The organism is Mesorhizobium sp. M0778, from assembly GCF_040320105.1.
GTDB lineage: Bacteria > Pseudomonadota > Alphaproteobacteria > Rhizobiales > Rhizobiaceae > Mesorhizobium.
In genome coordinates this window covers 84,201-100,614 of sequence record NZ_JAMYPA010000011.1, presented here as the reverse complement: position 1 = coordinate 100,614, position 16,414 = coordinate 84,201, and the positions used below count along the sequence as shown (strand labels likewise).

At 62.2% G+C, this 16,414-nt stretch carries 17 protein-coding genes; 4 read left to right on the top strand and 13 right to left on the bottom strand.

Annotated elements, in window-relative coordinates; genetic code table 11:
* Window positions 1-73: 73 nt before the first annotated feature.
* From NKI22_RS17455 to NKI22_RS17400, 12 genes are all read right to left on the bottom strand, one after another.
* On the bottom strand, window positions 74-1,291 hold the full coding sequence (locus tag NKI22_RS17455; RefSeq protein WP_023717280.1) for an MFS transporter: 1,218 nt from the start codon (window positions 1,289-1,291) through the stop codon (window positions 74-76).
* A complete protein-coding gene (nusB, locus tag NKI22_RS17450) occupies window positions 1,288-1,788 on the bottom strand; it encodes a transcription antitermination factor NusB (protein ID WP_023717279.1) in 501 nt (166 codons plus the stop codon). The genes NKI22_RS17455 and nusB overlap by 4 nt, the downstream gene beginning before the upstream one ends.
* Window positions 1,785-2,279, bottom strand: a complete 495-nt coding sequence (gene ribH / locus NKI22_RS17445) for a 6,7-dimethyl-8-ribityllumazine synthase (protein WP_023717278.1) — start codon at window positions 2,277-2,279, stop codon at window positions 1,785-1,787. The genes nusB and ribH overlap by 4 nt, the downstream gene beginning before the upstream one ends.
* Before the next feature lie 130 nt (window positions 2,280-2,409).
* A complete protein-coding gene (locus tag NKI22_RS17440; RefSeq protein ID WP_023717277.1) occupies window positions 2,410-3,027 on the bottom strand; it encodes a riboflavin synthase in 618 nt (205 codons plus the stop codon).
* 30 nt (window positions 3,028-3,057) lie between these two features.
* Window positions 3,058-4,188 (bottom strand): bifunctional diaminohydroxyphosphoribosylaminopyrimidine deaminase/5-amino-6-(5-phosphoribosylamino)uracil reductase RibD, encoded by a 1,131-nt coding sequence (gene ribD / locus NKI22_RS17435; RefSeq protein ID WP_023717276.1) that lies wholly within the window; start codon window positions 4,186-4,188, stop codon window positions 3,058-3,060.
* 2 nt (window positions 4,189-4,190) lie between these two features.
* Complete coding sequence (gene nrdR, locus NKI22_RS17430) at window positions 4,191-4,700, bottom strand: transcriptional regulator NrdR (RefSeq protein ID WP_023717275.1); 510 nt, start codon at window positions 4,698-4,700, stop codon at window positions 4,191-4,193.
* Between the two features lie 153 nt (window positions 4,701-4,853).
* Window positions 4,854-5,432, bottom strand: coding sequence for an invasion associated locus B family protein (locus NKI22_RS17425; protein WP_352481232.1), 579 nt, complete (start codon window positions 5,430-5,432; stop codon window positions 4,854-4,856).
* Window positions 5,433-5,500: 68 nt separating this feature from the next.
* Window positions 5,501-6,814, bottom strand: a complete 1,314-nt coding sequence (gene glyA, locus NKI22_RS17420; RefSeq protein ID WP_023717273.1) for a serine hydroxymethyltransferase — start codon at window positions 6,812-6,814, stop codon at window positions 5,501-5,503.
* A gap of 295 nt (window positions 6,815-7,109) precedes the next feature.
* Entirely contained in the window at window positions 7,110-8,363 is a 1,254-nt protein-coding gene (locus tag NKI22_RS17415) for a L,D-transpeptidase family protein (RefSeq protein ID WP_023717271.1), read from the bottom strand.
* Window positions 8,364-8,701: 338 nt separating this feature from the next.
* Complete coding sequence (gene ldtR, locus NKI22_RS17410) at window positions 8,702-9,217, bottom strand: transcriptional regulator LdtR (protein WP_023674486.1); 516 nt, start codon at window positions 9,215-9,217, stop codon at window positions 8,702-8,704.
* A 203-nt stretch (window positions 9,218-9,420) separates the two neighbouring features.
* Window positions 9,421-9,843 carry a DUF6163 family protein gene (locus NKI22_RS17405; RefSeq protein WP_352495304.1) on the bottom strand — a complete coding sequence of 141 codons (423 nt, stop codon included), beginning with the start codon at window positions 9,841-9,843 and terminating at the stop codon, window positions 9,421-9,423.
* Window positions 9,840-10,883 (bottom strand): enoyl-CoA hydratase/isomerase family protein, encoded by a 1,044-nt coding sequence (locus NKI22_RS17400; RefSeq protein ID WP_352815977.1) that lies wholly within the window; start codon window positions 10,881-10,883, stop codon window positions 9,840-9,842. The genes NKI22_RS17405 and NKI22_RS17400 overlap by 4 nt, the downstream gene beginning before the upstream one ends.
* A gap of 196 nt (window positions 10,884-11,079) precedes the next feature.
* On the opposite strand from NKI22_RS17400, the gene NKI22_RS17395 reads away from it, so the two are divergent.
* The 3 genes from NKI22_RS17395 (at window position 11,080) to NKI22_RS17385 (ending at window position 14,068) form a co-directional block, all read left to right on the top strand.
* Window positions 11,080-11,901: a DUF2066 domain-containing protein gene (locus NKI22_RS17395; RefSeq protein WP_023717268.1), complete on the top strand. Its 822-nt coding sequence runs from the start codon at window positions 11,080-11,082 to the stop codon at window positions 11,899-11,901.
* 87 nt (window positions 11,902-11,988) lie between these two features.
* Window positions 11,989-13,020, top strand: coding sequence for a porphobilinogen synthase (gene hemB, locus NKI22_RS17390; protein ID WP_023717267.1), 1,032 nt, complete (start codon window positions 11,989-11,991; stop codon window positions 13,018-13,020).
* 400 nt (window positions 13,021-13,420) lie between these two features.
* Window positions 13,421-14,068 carry a dihydrofolate reductase family protein gene (locus tag NKI22_RS17385; RefSeq protein ID WP_023717266.1) on the top strand — a complete coding sequence of 216 codons (648 nt, stop codon included), beginning with the start codon at window positions 13,421-13,423 and terminating at the stop codon, window positions 14,066-14,068.
* Window positions 14,069-14,119: 51 nt separating this feature from the next.
* Here NKI22_RS17385 and ppk2 read toward each other — a convergent pair whose 3' ends face one another.
* Window positions 14,120-15,040: a polyphosphate kinase 2 gene (gene ppk2, locus NKI22_RS17380; protein ID WP_023717265.1), complete on the bottom strand. Its 921-nt coding sequence runs from the start codon at window positions 15,038-15,040 to the stop codon at window positions 14,120-14,122.
* A 280-nt stretch (window positions 15,041-15,320) separates the two neighbouring features.
* On the opposite strand from ppk2, the gene NKI22_RS17375 reads away from it, so the two are divergent.
* On the top strand, window positions 15,321-16,364 hold the full coding sequence (locus NKI22_RS17375; protein ID WP_023717264.1) for an aldo/keto reductase: 1,044 nt from the start codon (window positions 15,321-15,323) through the stop codon (window positions 16,362-16,364).
* Window positions 16,365-16,414: the final 50 nt, after the last annotated feature.

The following is a 16,414-nucleotide window of genomic DNA, read 5'->3' as shown; positions in this document are numbered from 1 at the left end:
GAAGGGTGATGGACGCAATAATTTTGTTCGGATTTGGGTGAATCCGCTGTTGTCTCGTCCCGACAGCGTGGCGTCAGCTGGCCGCACGCAAGCCCGTCATCTTCAACACGCCCAGTGCCACGAAGCACAGCGCGACGACCGGAAAAATCATCCAGTTCAGCATCTCCCAGCCCCAGGCATTGTAGACTGCGCCCGACATCAGCGAGGCGAAGGCGACGGAGCCGAACAGGACGAAATCGTGGAACCCCTGGACCTTGCCTTTTTCGGATGGCTGGTAGCTGTCAGCCACCATGGCGGTGGCGCCGATGAAGCTGAAGTTCCAGCCGAGGCCGAGCAGGATCAGCGTTGTCCAGAACTGCCACAGTGCCAACCCCGACAGCGCGACTATACCGCAGCCAATGAGCAGCACCAGGCCGATGGCCACGATCCGCTCCGCGCCAAAACGATAAATCAGCGACCCCGTGAAGAAGCTCGGCGCGAACATCGCCATCACATGCCAGGAAATGCCGAGCGTGGCGTCGTCGGTCGAAAGGCCGCAGCCGACCATGGCCAGTGGCGCGCCGGTCATGACGAAGCTCATCAGCGCGTAGCTGCCGATGGCGCAAAACAGCGCCGCGACGAAGCGCGGCCTGGTGACGATTTCTAAGAGCGGCCGGGCGTCGCTGTCGGCGATTTCCACCTTCTCGGTTGCCTTGGCTGGGATGCGCAATAAAGAGAGGATGGCGGCGCCAACCGCCGCCAGCACCAGGATGGACGCAAACGAGCCGGCAAACTTCACCGGCGAGAACAGGTCGCCGGTGAAAATGACGATCTGCGGCCCAAGTATGGCGGTGACGATGCCGCCGGCCAGCACGAAGGAGATGGCGCGCGCCTTGAATTCAGGCGGAGCATTGTCGGCGGCGGCAAAGCGGAATTGCTGGACAAAGGCACCGCCGATCCCGATCACGGCAAGGCCGAAAGCGAACAGCCAGAAGCTGGCATGAAACAGCGCCAACGTAGCGACCAGCCCGCCAAGCGCTGTGACCGCAGTGCCGGTCATGAAGCCGTCGCGCTGGCCGAGCCGGCGGATGATCGCCGCGGCCGGCAGGGAACCGAGCGCCACGCCGACATTGAAGCCGGTGATCGGCGCGGTTGCCAGCGACTTGTCGGCTTCGAGGAGGTACTGCCCGGCCAGTCCGCCCATGGAAATGGCGATGGGTGCCGCCGAACCGATGATCGCCTGCGAGGCTGCGAGGATGAAAGCGGTGCGACGCGCTTCCTTGCCGGCCTCAACGACGACGATAGCAGTCATGAGGCGTCCTTGCCGCGGCCCTCGCCACGCACGCGGCGCGACACGCGATCAAGCACCGCATTGACCAGTTTCGGCTCGTCTTCTTCGTAAAATGCCTTGGCGATGTCGACATATTCGGAGACGATGACCGCCACCGGCACGTCCTCGCGTTTCATCAATTCGTAGACGCCGGCACGCAATATGGCGCGCAACGTCGAATCGAGCCTCGACAGCGGCCAGTCCTCGGTCAGCGCCTGGCGGATAATCGGATCGATGGTCTTCTGGTGCTCGACAACGCCGGCAAGAATGGCGCGAAACCATTGCGCATCGGCCTCGCGATAGAGCGCGCCGTCGACTTCCTTGCCGAGCCTGAACGCCTCGTATTCGGCGGTGATCTCAAACACGCCGCTGCCGGCGACATCCATCTGGTAGAGCGCCTGCACAGCCGCCAGGCGGGCAGCACCGCGCTTGTTGGCATGGCGAACCGCAGGCTGGCCGGGCGAAGCGGGTTCGCTCACGTTCGCTCTCCCAGTTGTTCCTTTAGGGCGATCATAGTCAGCGCCGCACGCGCCGCAAAGCCGCCCTTGTCGCCTTCGGAGCGCCTGGCCCGTGTCCAGGCCTGTTCGTCGTTTTCGGTGGTCAGGATGCCATTGCCGATGCAGACTGAATCCTGCACGGACAGGTCCATCAGGGCACGGCTGGATTCATTGGCGACGATATCGAAATGATAGGTGTCGCCGCGGACCACCGTGCCGAGGGCGACGAAACCGTCATAGCTCGTCCCGCCTTCGGAAGCACCGTCGAGCGCGAAGGAAATCACCGCCGGGATTTCGAGCGAGCCCGGAACGGTGACGACATCGTATGTCGCGCCCGCTTCGTCGAGCGCGCTGGTCGCGCCTTCGAGCAACGCGTCCGCAAGGTCGTCGTGAAAGCGCGCCTCGATGACAAGAAGGTGGGCCTTCTTCTTCGGACGGATGAACGCTTTGCCGTGTTGGGATGTGCCAGCCATAGATGTCTCCGGGGATCGCCGGTGACTTAGGCCGAAGCCGGTTTGATCGCAAGCGGAAGATTGCTGAAGGAACGTTCAAGGCCAACCCGGTGGCGGCCGCATCAGGGAATGGACTTTATGGGCGATCGCCTCAAAGTCCCTCTTTGGCCGCCTCCACCAGTCGCGCCGCGTAGCGGGCCATGGTGTCGATCTCGAGGTTGACGCGGTCGCCGACCTGGCGTTCGCCCCAGGTGGTGACCGTCAGCGAGTGGTGGATCAATAGCACGTCGAAGCGGGTGCCTTCGACCTTGTTGACGGTGAGCGAAGTGCCGTCGAGCGCGACGGAACCCTTGGGGGCGATGAATTTGGCAAGCTCGCGCGGTGCTTCCAGGGTAAAGCGAACGGCGTCACCCTCTTCCTTGCGGGCCACGATCTCGGCCATTCCGTCGACATGGCCTGACACGATATGGCCGCCAAGCTCGTCGCCGATCTTCAGCGCCCGCTCCAGGTTGATGCGCGCGCCGGTTTTCCAGCCCATCGCGGTCGTCAGCCTGAGTGCTTCTTCCCAGGCCTCGACTTCGAACCAGCGTGCGTTCGCGCCGTCTTCCGGCAATCCCGTTACCGTCAGGCAGACGCCGCCGCACGAAATTGAAGCGCCAATGGCAATGGTCTGCGGATCGTAGGCGGTGTCGATGCGCAAACCGACGCCTTCCCTGAGCGGCTTCACGGCGGCGACGGTGCCGACATCGGTGACGATTCCAGTGAACATTACTTTGGCCCAGTGAACATCAGTTCGGTCCTAAATGTCTCTTGTCCATTCGGCATATGTGTCTTCGCCGAAACGCATGTCGCGCAATTTGCGAAATCCCGGCGGGATATGGTTGGCATCTATCGGCGATGCAATGCCGTCCTCGCCGATCGCATCCGGCCCCTGAAACAGCACGATGCGATCGACGAGTTGTTCGTCGAGGAACGCCTTGGCCACCTTGGCGCCGCCCTCGACCAGCACGCTCGCCATGCCCAGCGCCGCCAGATCCTCGAGCAGTTCCGGCAGCGCAATATCGCCTTCATACGTCTCAGTGCCGATGAAGCGCACTCCGGTGCGTTCGAGCGCGGCCCGCCGACGTGGATCGGCCTCGGCACACGCGGCGACATAGAGCGGGACCCGGTCGACGCCGGAAACCAGCTTCGAGGTCTCCGGCAGCCTGATCTGGCGGTCGAGCACGATGCGCGCCGGCGAACGGTTCTCAAGTCCCGGCAGCCGCACCGTCAGCGCCGGATCGTCCTCCAGCGCGGTGCCGATGCCGATCAATATGCCGTCCGCTTCGGCGCGCATCAGATAGACTTCGCGCCGCGCGATATCGCCGGTAATGGAGACCTGCCCCTCGCCTTTCACGCCGATCTTATTGTCGCTCGAAAGCGCAAGCTTTAGAATCACTTCCGGGCGTTTTTTCAGAGATCGAATCAAATAGCCGGCCATCTGCTCCGCGGCCTTGGCCGCCAGCACTTTTTCCATCACCTCGACGCCCGCGGCACGCAAGATGGCGTAGCCCTTGCCGGAAACACGCGGGTCCGGATCGCTGGCAGCGCCAACCACCCGCGCCACGCCGGCGCTGACCAGCGCATTGGCGCAAGGCGGCGTGCGGCCGTGATGGGCGCAAGGCTCCAGCGTTACATAGGCGGTGGCGCCTTGCGCCAGCTCACCGGCCTCGGCCAGCGCCTCGGTTTCGGCATGCGGCCGGCCGCCGACGGCCGTGACGCCGCTGCCGACGATCATTGGCCCGTCGCCGTCATCGCGTACGATGAGCGTGCCGACGGAAGGATTGGTCGACGTCCGGCCGGCATTTTTGCGCGACAGCCTGAGGGCTGCCGCCATATAGCGGCGATCGAGGACCTCTTGCTTCGCCGTGCTGCGCTCGGACCCTGCCATGCTCAGCCGGCGTCCTCTTCGCTCTTCAGCTCTCGGCCCCTGGGCTCGTCACTTTTGAGCTCGTCGCCTTTGAGCTCGCCCAACACGTCGTGGAAATCCTTGGCCTCGCGGAAATTGCGGTAGACGGAGGCAAAGCGCACATAGGCGACATCGTCGAGCGACTTAAGCGCCTCCATGACCAGCCGGCCGACTTCGCCGGAGGCGACCTCGGTCTCGCCCGAGCTTTCCAGCTGGCGCACTATGCCGGTCACCGCGCGGTCGATGCGCTCCGGGTCGACGTTACGCTTGCGTACCGCAATCTCGACCGAGCGCAGCAGCTTGTCGCGGTCGAACGGCACCTTGCGTCCCGACTTCTTCACCACGACGAGATCGCGCAATTGGACGCGCTCGAAAGTGGTGAAGCGGCCGCCGCAATCCGGGCAGACGCGCCGCCTGCGGATCGCCGCGCCGTCTTCGGCGGGGCGCGAATCCTTCACCTGCGTATCTTCGGACTGGCAGTAGGGACAGCGCATGGAGAGCCTTCGGTTCGCGATTCTCGTGGAGCGAAAGGCTTAGAGGTTTTTGCCACGATGGCAAAGTATGGCCGATGACCGATCGCGTCTCAGAGATAGCGAGGCACGAGGAAAATTGCGAGAGCGGCAATCAGTTGGACGGCAATCCGCCAATCAGGGAGCGACGTCGCCGGTCGGGAAGCCGCAGGACGTGCCGAGATAGCGATAGGCCTTGGTGAAGCCGTCCATCGATATGGTCGCGACCGGCTTGTCGGCGAAGCTGACATCGAGGGCGCTGGTACGGCGCATGGCACGCAGTATGGCGAGGGTTGTCTCGGGCTTGTTGTTCACTATCCACTGGCCGTCGGCGATAAGATGAAAACCAGCCTTGATCTTGTCGTTGACGTCGCGGAACACCGCCGGGATGTTGTCGCCCTTAGGCAAGTCACCGTTTCTCACGGCGATGATGAGGCTCGGATAGCCCTCGGGCGGCAGTACGTCGCCATTCGAGATGGCTAGCGTAAGGGTGCCGCTGGTGCCGTTTGCGTCGAAAAAGACCGTCGAGGCGGCGCAGGTCTTGCGCACATCCTCACCGGTGTTGACCTCGTCCACCGTGGTGGACCACCTGCCGAAGGTCTCTGTCTTGGGTGCTGCCGGGGTCGGCTCGGTCTGTGCCAAGGCGAGGCCGGACAGCTGCAAGATAGCCGATGCCAGCAAGGCACCAAAGCCGGCGAAACGGAAAGTTGGCATCATTGAGCTTCTCCGCAGGTGCCTTGCTGTCGCACCGGGATTGTCCCGCACATGGAGGTCACTAGCGTCGGTCAACCAAGATACGGATAAAGCGGAAAACGATCCGTCAATGCCGCCACCTTGGCCTTCACGGCTGTCTCGACGGCCGCATTGCCCTCATCGGAATTGGCGACCTTCAGTCCATCCAGCACTTCGGCGATCAGCTTGCCGATCTCACGGAACTCGGCCTGGCCGAAGCCGCGCGTGGTGCCGGCCGGCGTGCCGAGCCGAACGCCCGAGGTCACGAAGGGCTTTTCCGGATCGAAGGGGATGCCGTTCTTGTTGCAGGTGATGTTAGCGCGGCCAAGGGCAGCTTCGGCGCGCTTGCCGGTGGCGTTCTTGGGACGCAGATCGACCAGCATCAGATGGTTGTCGGTACCGCCGGAGACGATGTCGAGACCGGTTTCTTGCAGGCTGGAGGCCAGCGCCTTGGCATTTGCGACGACGCTCTCCGCATATATCTTGAAGCTCGGGTTCAGCGCTTCGCCCAGAGCCACCGCCTTGGCGGCGATGACATGCATCAGCGGTCCGCCCTGCAGGCCGGGGAAGACGGCCGAATTCATCTTCTTGGCAATCTCCTCGTCATTGCAAAGGATCATGCCACCGCGCGGCCCACGCAGCGATTTGTGCGTCGTGGTGGTCACCACATGAGCATGCGGCAGCGGCGAAGGATGCACGCCGCCGGCGACCAGGCCGGCGATGTGGGCCATGTCGACCATCAGATAGGCACCGATCGAATCGGCAATCTCGCGAAAACGCTTCCAGTCCCAGATGCGTGAATAGGCGGTGCCGCCGGCCAGGATCAATTTCGGCTTGGTCTCATGGGCGGTCTTCTCGATCGCATCCATGTCGAGCAGATGATCATCCCTGCGCACGCCATAGGAGACAACCTTGAACCATTTGCCGCTCATATTGACCGGCGAGCCATGCGTCAGGTGCCCGCCGGAATTGAGGTCGAGGCCCATGAAGGTGTCGCCGGGCTGCAGCAGCGCCAGGAACACCGCCTGGTTCATCTGGCTGCCGGAATTCGGCTGGACGTTGGCGAAGTTGCAGCCGAACAGCTTTTTCGCGCGTTCAATGGCCAGTTCCTCGGCGACATCGACGAATTGGCAGCCGCCATAGTAGCGCTTGCCCGGATAGCCCTCGGCATATTTGTTGGTCATGATCGACCCTTGCGCCTCAAGCACGGCGCGCGAGACAATGTTTTCCGAGGCAATCAGCTCGATCTCGTGGCGCTGGCGGCCGAGTTCGTTGCGGATGGCGCCGAAAATCTCGGGGTCGGCATCGGCAAGCGTGGTTTCGAAGAAGGATTCGAATTTGTTCGACACTGCCGCTGCTGTTGCCATGGGCTGAAATCCTCAAGGTTCGGGGTCTGTCGCGCCATTAACACAGTTGCTTTCGGCCCGCCACGTTTGCTGCGCGAAATTTGCTGGCCGGATTGCGCCAGCGCCCTGAAAGCACATTATTTCCTCGCCTGCCGGCCGACAGCAGGGCTTCGCGTGATTTCCTGAACAGCGCCGCGTGGTTTGCATATGGTCCGTGGCGAACCGATTTTCGGAATCATGCGCAAAGCTCAGAGCGCGACGGCGACAATAAAAAAGGCCGCCCTTCCGGCGGCCTTTTGCAAATGAACTCAGCTGTTTAGAGCGCGGATGTGATCTGCAGCTCGTTGGCCCCGTCGAGGCCGTAAATGTCGTCGCGGAACTGCACCACGCCCGGCCCTGTCGACCAGGCCGAGATGTAGAGGAAATAGACCGCCACCGGATTGGTGACCTGCACCGGGACGTTCTCGCCGCTCTTGATCGCTGCCTCGAAGTGCTGACGGTTCCAACCCGGCGTATCGCGAAGAATCCAGGTGACGAGATCGCGCACATTCTGGACGCGCACGCAGCCCGATGAATCGAAGCGCATCATCTTGCCGAACAGGCTCTGCTGCGGCGTGTCGTGCATGTAGACGCCGTCCGGGCTGGGGAAATTGATCTTGACCGAGGCCATCGCGTTGCCAGCACCCGGATCCTGGCGGAAGCGGTACTTCTCGGCGTCGTCGGTCGACCAGTCGACGGTCAGCGGATCAACCTCGCTGCCATCCGGCGCGAACAGACGGATGTGGCTGTCCTTGAGATAGTTGGGGTCCTTCCGCATCAGCGGAATGATGTCCTTGCGCACGATCGAGACCGGCGCGTTCCAGTAGGGATTGACGATGATCTCGTTGATCTTGGAATTGACGATCGGCGTCTGGCGGTCGATCTTGCCGACGATCGCGGTATGGCGCAGCACGACGCGATCGTTCTCGACCGCCTCGATCTGGGCGCCCGGGATGTCGACCAGCACGTAACGGTTGCCCAGCGTGCCGGCGCGCTCGCGCAGCCGCTGCAGATTGGTCTGCAACTGGCCGAGCCGAATTGGCGCCGAAACATTCATCGCGGCATAAGAATATTGGCCCAGCGTCCCGTCGGCAGGCAGGCCATGGCGCGCCTGGAAGCGCTTGACCGCGGAGTCGACATAGGAATCGAAGGCTGTCGAAATGCCGGCGCTCTGCGCCAGATCGCCCGCAATCATCAGACGCTTGCGCAGCGGGACCACGTCGGGATCGTCGACGCCGAGCTGCAATTTCTTGGTGTCGGGAACCGGTTCCCAGCCGCCCTGGGCGACAATGTTCTGGTATTGCGCGACCGCCTGCTCGGTGAACGAAACGGTCTGCAGGCTGAAGATGGGCAGCGTCGAGGCCACCTTGCCGCCCTGGCTTGGGCGGGCGTCGAACTGGTCGTCCCAATTGCCGCGGGCCGAGGATTTCAGGATATCTCCGATCACATCCTGCGCACTGGCACGGCCGGCGACCATAGCGGCTGCGAGCGCGGAGGCTCCTGAAAGGAAGAAACGGCGGCTGGTTCTCATGGACGGTCCAGACATTCTTGCTACAACTCAACCTACCGGGCGGTCTCGCCCGCACTCTAGAGTTGGCTTCTTAACAATTAGCCAACCATGGCCCGCATCACTTCGGTGTAAAAACACATGGGAAGTGATTTGAGCACAGGACAAATGCACGGCTTTGGCCCCAGCATCACCCGCATCTTCGGTTCCACTGGAATATGGCGGCAACGTGGCTGTTGCTCGAATTTGGATCGGCCGGCCTGACGAAACGGAAAGACCGGTGCTTTTCGGCACCGGCCTTTGGTCCGCTCCGCGGCAGCGCTCCCGTGGTCCAGCTTCGGATTTTTATGCGGCGGGTGCGACTACATCCGGTAAGCGATGGTATCGTTCCAGAACCGGTCCAGCCGCTGGAGGGCGCGATTCATCTGCTTGAACTCTTCGGTGTTGATGCCGCCGACCTGCTCGATCGAGCCGACATGGCGCTCATATAGGCCGGCGACGACCTCCGCCACCTCATTGCCCTTCGGCGTCAGCGAAACCCGCACCGAACGGCGGTCGATGCGCGAGCGCTGGTGGTTGATGAAGCCGAGATCGACCAGCTTCTTCAGATTGTAGGAGACATTCGAGCCGAGATAATAGCCGCGCGAGCGCAGCTCGCCGGCCGTCAACTCCGAATTGCCGATGTTGAACAGGAGCAGCGCCTGGATGGCGTTGATATCGGAGCGGCCGTTGCGGTCGAATTCGTCCTTGATCACGTCAAGCAGACGGCGGTGTAGCCGCTCGACCAGCTGCAGCGATTCCATGTACAGCGAACGGATCGCCTCGCGGCGGTCATCGGATACGTTGGCGGTCTTCGCCGCCGGACGCGAATTGATCATTGTCTTTGCCTCTCGTTTGTCGCCCGGTGATTTTTTGTTCTTCACCTTGATCGCGACACTATCGAATACTCATAAAATTCGACTTAAACGCCAAGGCTAACAAGAGCTTACCGGTAAGGGGTTTCGAAAGAGGCTTAACGGACGGTCACCCGAGCAAGGATAATTAACCTAAAGATTTAGCCACCGATCCTTGACCGGAATTGCTATCGCCGGGCCTGCCGCTTCTGGATCCAGATCACCACGCGGAATACGATGTAGAGCAGCGCCACCGCAAGATGCGAGGCGACGATCAGCAGCCGGTGGCCGAACAGCTCGGGGAAGCCGGCATACATGACCGTCTCGGTCACCGCGCAGATGAACCAGATCACCGGCCCCCAGGACGCCAGCATCCACAGGCCGGCGGCGGCGAATGGAAAAAACACCGCCAGCACCACCGCCGCCACCTGCCAGTGCACCGGCATCAGGTCGAAGCGCCACAACGGGCCGGGGTAAAAGCCGATCAGCCGGATCCAGTACAAGATGCCGAACAGCAGGCAGTAGCCGGCGATGACGCGCTGGAACCAGGCGAAGATGACCTCGACCGTCGAGGGCTGCAGCACCACGCGTCTCGAGGCGACGTCGCTCACAGCTTCAGTTCCCGTTCGCCGAGCGGTGCGAAATAGGCTTCGACGTCCACGGCGCTGACGTTATCGATGCCTGCCGGCCGCCATTGCGGCGTCGAGCCCTTGTCGATGATGGCAGCGCGGATGCCTTCATAGAAGTCGTGCCCGGCAAGCATGCGGTTGAGGATACGGAACTCCATTTTCATGCACTCGTCCATCGACAACGTCTGCCCGACGCTGATCTGGCGCCAGGCGACATGCAGGCTGGTCGGCGACCGGGTGCGGATGGTGGCCAGCGTCTTTGCCGCGAACTCGTCGGCAGTGGCTGCCCGCTCCAGGCTGGCGACGATATCGGCCAGCGACGGCTGCGCGAAATGCCTGGCGATGGCTTCGAGCGTCGGCATGTCGGTCTCGCGTTTGGCCGGGACGAAGCAGCCGCGCAGCACCGATTCCGGGTCGCCGCTTGCCGCCAGCCGGTCGAGAAAGCCAGCTTGATCCTCCGCTCTGATCGTATGCGTGGCCAGGCCCGACCACAAAGCATCGCCATGGCGGATGCGGTTGCCGGTCAGCGCCAGATACATGCCGAAGCTGCCGCCGAGATCCGGCAACAGATGGCTGGCGCCGACATCCGGGAAAAAGCCAATGCCGACCTCGGGCATGGCGAACTGGGCGTTCTCGGTCAGCACCCGCTGCGAGCCATGGAAGGAGATGCCGACGCCGCCGCCCATGACGATGCCGTCGATCAGCGCGACATAGGGTTTTTTGAAACGGGCGATACGGGCGTTCAGCCGGTATTCGTCGGCGAAGAAATCGACCGGAGGCTTTCCTGCCCGGCCGGCCTCATAGATATGAAGGATGTCGCCGCCTGCCGAAAACGCCCTGCCCTCGGCCTTGACGACAACGACGTCAACGCCGTCGTCACGCTCCCAGCTGCGCAGCGCCTTGTCCAGCGCTTTGACCATGCGGTGGGTCACGGCATTGAGCGCCTGCGGCCGCGTCAGCGTGACGACGCCGGCCCTGCCCAATCTTTCGAAGCGAATCTCGTCGCCTCCGCCAAAATCCATCGCCAGAGAATCCCTCCCCGCGCCCGCCGGGAGTGAAGTGCTAAAGCGTGGCGCATGGCCGCGTCAATGGCGGGCACGCCAGCGCAGCCTCTGGCCCGGACCGGAAGCCGGTGCTAACAATCGACGGCTAGAGGCAGTAATGACGAAAAAGTCATGGCAGGCGCGTTGCAACGCGGCACCGACGGGGACGTCGTCTATGATTCGATTTTCGCGCCTTGCACTGGTGGCAATCGGGTTAGTCTGCACCTGCCTGGCTGGCCATCCAGCCTTGGCGACAAGCCTCGCCGAACTCTACCAGTCGCAAACCATCGTCAATGGCCAGGGAGAAGAACATCGTCAGGCCGGCTTCAAGGTCTGCCTCGACAAAGTGCTGGTGCGGGTATCCGGCGACCAGCGCCTGCCGGCGAAACCTCAGATGACAGCACTGCGCGACAAGGCCGGCAGCTTCGTCAGCAGCTTCCGCTATCGCGATCGCATGGAAGGTATCCCCAACCATGATGATCAAGGCACGTACGACCGGCCGCACGATCTCACTTGCCAGTACACGCCGCCGGTGATCGATAAAGTGCTTGCTGAGCTCGGCAGCAAGCCGTGGCTCGGCGAGCGGCCGATCATCTCGGTACTGCTGGCTGTGCAAGATGCACGCCAGCATTTTGTCTTGGCGAGCGACGGAGACGAAAGCCCCTATATGGCAGAGTCCTTTCAATCGGCAGCCGGACCGTTGGCGATGAAGATCGTCATTCCAAGCAAGGCCGCTCTCGTAAAAGCCGGGGCGATTTTCGAACAGGTGCGTGCGCTCTCACCCGAATTGCTGGCGAGAACTGTCGGCAACCAAGAGCTCTTGGCCGGCAGCCTGGTCTGGAGCGACAAGGAGTTGGGCTGGATCGCCGATTGGCGGCTTGCCATGGCCGGCAAGACCTACAAGTGGCAAGTGCGCGGCGTCAACTTCGACGAGGCATTCCGCGTCGCCATGCGGGGTGCTGCGCAGATCCTGTCAGGCAATGGCCAACCAGAATAGCGCCCGACAGGACCGCTGGCACAATCGTGTCGCATTGGTCAGCAGCGGAGGCTCGTGGTAAAAGTCGCCCGATCCGGAGTTTTGGCGATGAACAAATTCACCCCTGCAAAGCCTGCCGGCGCGCGCAGCGTCGACGAGATCACCGGCAGCCGGCGGCTGCGGCGCATGCGCAAGGCCGATTGGTCGCGCCGCCTTGTCCAGGAGAACCGGCTCTCGGTCGACGATCTGATCTGGCCGATCTTTGTCGTCGACGGCAGACAAGTGCGCGAACCGATCGCCGCCATGCCCGGCGTCTTCCGCCTGTCGCTCGACCTCGCCGTCAAGGAGGCTGAGCGCGCGGCTAAGCTTGGCATTCCGGCGATCGCCACTTTCCCCAATGTCGAGCTCGGCCTGCGCGATCAGACCGGTTCGCACATCCTCGATCCGGAAAACATCATCAACCGCGCCACCCGCGCCATCAAGCGCGCGGTGCCGGAGATCGGCATCATCACCGACGCGGCGCTGGACCCGTTCACCTCGCATGGCCATGACGGCATCTTGCGCGACGGCATTATCGTCAATGATGAAACGGTGGAGCAGGTGACGGCAGCAGCCGTCATCCAGGCGGCGGCAGGGGCCGACATCATCGCCCCCTCGGACATGATGGACGGCCGGATCGGTGCCATCCGCGATGCGCTGGACGCCAATGGGTTTCAGGATGTAGCGATCATGTCCTATGCGACCAAGTTCGCATCCGCCTTTTACGGCCCCTATCGTGAGGCGGTCGGCACCGCCGGCCTGCTCAAGGGCGACAAGAAGACCTATTACATCGATCATGCCAATTCCGACGAAGCGGTGCGCGAGGCCGAGCAGGATCTCGCCGAGGGCGCCGACATGCTGATGGTCAAGCCCGGCCTGCCCTATCTCGACATCATCCGCCGGCTGAAGGACGAGTTGCAGATGCCGACCTTTGCCTATCAAGTGTCGGGCGAATATTCGATGATCAAGGCCGCCGCCGCCAATGGCTGGATCGACGGGGAAAAGGCGATGCTTGAATCGCTGCTGGCCTTCAAGCGCGCCGGCTGCGACGGCATCCTGACCTATTTCGCGCCGGAAGTGGCTGAGATGCTGAAGGGGTGATGCGCCTCCGTAGCGCCCACATCGAGTAACGTTCCTTCGTCCCAAGCGCGACATGGCCACCGCAGGGCAATCGCTTCAGGTTTGCGCTGCCCCTCATTGCCCTGCCGGGCATTTCTCCTCGTATAGTGACGGGGAGAAAGACGCGTTCGCAAAAGATTTCGCCAATCTCCAGCGTTGCAAAAACATCGCCGAGGTTGCGGCCAGCCCCTTCGCCCCGTCACTATACGGGGAGAAGGTGCCGGCAGGCGGATGAGGGGCGGCGCCAACATTGAGATTGGTCATTCCAACATGATTTGGAAGCGATTGGCCCCGGCGATTCAAAAAACCGCTTGCAAAATGCAATCAGTTAAGCTACCCGATAACTGCTTGCATCTCACAATTGGTTATCAAGGAGGCTCTCATGTCCAAACTTCGCGTCAGCGCTTTCACCTTGTCGATCGACGGCTTCGGCGCCGGTCCCGACCAAGACCTGAAGAACCCGCTGGGTGTTGGCGGGGAAGCCCTGCACGAATGGATGTTCGGCACCCGCACCTTCCGCAAGATGGTTCTCGGCAAGGATGGCGGGACCACGGACACTGACGAGGCGTTCGCCGCGCGCAGCTTCGAGAATGTCGGCGCCTGGATCCTCGGCCGCAACATGTTCGGGCCGATCCGCGGCGAGTGGCCTGACGAGAGCTGGAAAGGCTGGTGGGGAGACAATCCGCCATACCACGTGCCGGTCTTCGTGCTGACGCACCATCAGCGGGATCCCATTGTCATGGAGGGCGGCACGACCTTCTATTTCGTGACCGACGGCATCCACTCAGCGCTGGAGAAGGCGAAAGCAGCGGCTGACGGCAAGGATGTACGGCTGGGCGGTGGCGTTTCTACGATCCGGCAGTATCTCAAGGAAAAGCTCATCGACGAGATGCATCTGGCGATCTCACCTGTCCTGCTCGGCGCAGGCGAGAGCCTTTTTGCCGGCATCGACATGCCCAAGCTCGGCTACCGCTGCAGCGAGCAGGTCGCGACGCCGAAGGCCACGCATGTCATCATCGAGCGCGCCTAGCTTGTTGCAGGGCGCTGCCCACGGAGGCAGCGCCCCTCCTCGCTGCTTTAGTCAGTATTTCTCCGGCACATACAGTTCGCGCGGCAGCACCTGACGTTCGTATTCGGGATTGAAGACGCGCTCCGGTAGTGTGATCTCCTCGTGCGGCACCTCCTCATAGGGCATTTGCTTGAGGAGATGGTCGATGCAATTCAGCCGCGCCCGCTTCTTGTCGTTGCCCTCGACGATGAACCAGGGAGCTTCCGGGATGTTGGTGCGGGCGAAGGTTTCTTCCTTGGCCTTGGTGTACTGCTCCCAGCGCACGCGCGACTGGAGGTCCATCGGCGACAATTTCCATTGCTTCATCGGGTCGTGGATGCGCATCAAAAAGCGCATCTGCTGCTCCTCATCGGTGATCGAAAACCAGTATTTGACAAGCGTAATGCCTGAGCGGAGGAGCATGCGTTCGAAATCCGGCACGTCGCGAAAGAACTCCTCGACCTGATCCGGCTGGGCAAAGCCCATCACCCGCTCGACGCCGGAGCGGTTGTACCAGGAGCGGTCGAACAGCACGATCTCACCGCCGGCCGGCAGATGCGGAACGTAGCGCTGGAAATACCATTGCGACTTCTCGCGCTCGGTCGGCGCCGGTAGTGCTACGACGCGGCAGATGCGCGGATTGAGCCGCTGGGTGATGCGCTTTATGACGCCACCCTTGCCCGCCGAGTCGCGGCCCTCGAATACCACGACGAGCTTCTTCTTGTGATAGGCGACCCAGGACTGCAGCTTGATCAATTCGGATTGCAACGTGATTAGATCCCGAAAATATTGCAGGCGGTCGATCGATGGCGGATGCGCATTCTTATAGATCTTGGCGATCTCCATCGACAGCGCCGGCTCAGAGATTTCCAGCTCATAATCTTCGTCGAGCGTGTCGGCGAGTTCCGCTTCCAGCCAGTCCCTGGCCGGGGAATTCTGTTTTATCTCGGTCATTTGCGCTGCTCCGCTTACAGGCCGTGTCGGCCGCTGTCAGGCGCTCTGCCGCCCGGCCCGGCGGCCGGAAATCGAAGCGCTGAACCGATGTTAGTATAGGCCAGCAATGACGGTTTTATTGCAGCCGCTGTTGCGCTGGCTGCGCGTCCAATCCGTAAGATGTGATCGATGTTGCCCTGCAACACGGGCGACAAGCGGAACGAATTATCCTACAAATGCCCGGTTCATTCAGGGCTGTCGTTTGAAACGCCCTTTCCCGATAAAATCATGAGGATACGACATGGAATACCGCACTCTCGGCCGTTCCGGGCTGAAGGTTTCGACGCTGACCATGGGCACCATGACGTTCGGCGGCGGCGGCGCGTTTTCGGCGGTCGGCAAGACCGACCTCGACGAGGCGCGCCGGATGATCGACCTTTGCATCGATGCCGGCATCAACGTCATCGACACCGCCAACGTTTATTCGAACGGGGTGTCAGAGGAGATCATCGGCGAGGCGCTCGGCGGCAAGCGCAAGGGCGACGTGTTGATCGCCTCCAAGGCGCGCATGCGGATCGGCAAAGGCCCCAATGATGAAGGCCTGTCGCGCTATCATCTGATCCGCGAATGCGAGAGGAGCCTGAAGCGCCTCAGGACCGATGTCATCGACATCTATTTCCTGCACGAGTGGGATGGCCTGACACCGCTCGAGGAAACCATCGCCGCGCTCGACACGCTGGTCGCGCAGGGCAAGGTCCGCTATGTCGGCTGTTCCAATTATTCCGGCTGGCAGGTGATGAAGGGGCTCGGTATCAGTGACCGTCATCACCAGCCGCGCTTCGTCACCCAGCAGATCCACTACACTCTGGAAGCCCGCGAGGCCGAGTATGAATTGTTGCCGATCTCGGTCGACCAGGGGCTCGGCGTGCTGGTCTGGAGCCCGCTCGCCGGCGGATTGCTGTCCGGCAAATATCACCGTGACCAGCCGACCGCCCGCCAGCTCAGCGGCTGGTCGGAACCGCCGATCCGCGACGAGGACCGGCTGTGGCGGATCGTCGACGTGCTGATCGATATCGGCAAGAACCACGGCGTGTCGGCAGCGCAGGTGGCGCTTGCCTGGTTGCTTGGCCGGCCCGCCGTCAGTTCGCTGGTGATCGGCGGACGAACCGAAGCGCATTTCAAGGACAATATCGCTGCTGCAAGCCTGGTGCTCGGCGATGAGGAGCGCACACGCCTCGACGTGGTCAGCAGGCCGCCCGTGCTCTATCCCTACTGGCACCAGCAATTCACGGCAAAGGACCGGTTCGGGCCCGCCGATCTCGTCCTCGACCGGGACGGCGCCTGAAAAAACGCCCTGAAGCGGGGCTCCCCGGACTGCGACGAGATATGGAGCCG

Excerpts from the sequence above, each read along its gene's own strand:
- NKI22_RS17455 (WP_023717280.1), bottom strand. The coding sequence starts at position 1,291 with ATGACTGCTATCGTCGTCGTTGAGGCCGGCAAGGAAGCGCGTCGCACC.
- ribH (WP_023717278.1), bottom strand. The coding sequence starts at position 2,279 with ATGGCTGGCACATCCCAACACGGCAAAGCGTTCATCCGTCCGAAGAAG.
- NKI22_RS17440 (WP_023717277.1), bottom strand. The coding sequence starts at position 3,027 with ATGTTCACTGGAATCGTCACCGATGTCGGCACCGTCGCCGCCGTGAAG.
- ribD (WP_023717276.1), bottom strand. The coding sequence starts at position 4,188 with ATGGCAGGGTCCGAGCGCAGCACGGCGAAGCAAGAGGTCCTCGATCGC.
- nrdR (WP_023717275.1), bottom strand. The coding sequence starts at position 4,700 with ATGCGCTGTCCCTACTGCCAGTCCGAAGATACGCAGGTGAAGGATTCG.
- NKI22_RS17425 (WP_352481232.1), bottom strand. The coding sequence starts at position 5,432 with ATGATGCCAACTTTCCGTTTCGCCGGCTTTGGTGCCTTGCTGGCATCG.
- glyA (WP_023717273.1), bottom strand. The coding sequence starts at position 6,814 with ATGGCAACAGCAGCGGCAGTGTCGAACAAATTCGAATCCTTCTTCGAA.
- NKI22_RS17415 (WP_023717271.1), bottom strand. The coding sequence starts at position 8,363 with ATGAGAACCAGCCGCCGTTTCTTCCTTTCAGGAGCCTCCGCGCTCGCA.
- ldtR (WP_023674486.1), bottom strand. The coding sequence starts at position 9,217 with ATGATCAATTCGCGTCCGGCGGCGAAGACCGCCAACGTATCCGATGAC.
- NKI22_RS17400 (WP_352815977.1), bottom strand. The coding sequence starts at position 10,883 with ATGGATTTTGGCGGAGGCGACGAGATTCGCTTCGAAAGATTGGGCAGG.
- NKI22_RS17395 (WP_023717268.1), top strand. The coding sequence starts at position 11,080 with ATGATTCGATTTTCGCGCCTTGCACTGGTGGCAATCGGGTTAGTCTGC.
- hemB (WP_023717267.1), top strand. The coding sequence starts at position 11,989 with ATGAACAAATTCACCCCTGCAAAGCCTGCCGGCGCGCGCAGCGTCGAC.
- NKI22_RS17385 (WP_023717266.1), top strand. The coding sequence starts at position 13,421 with ATGTCCAAACTTCGCGTCAGCGCTTTCACCTTGTCGATCGACGGCTTC.
- ppk2 (WP_023717265.1), bottom strand. The coding sequence starts at position 15,040 with ATGACCGAGATAAAACAGAATTCCCCGGCCAGGGACTGGCTGGAAGCG.
- NKI22_RS17375 (WP_023717264.1), top strand. The coding sequence starts at position 15,321 with ATGGAATACCGCACTCTCGGCCGTTCCGGGCTGAAGGTTTCGACGCTG.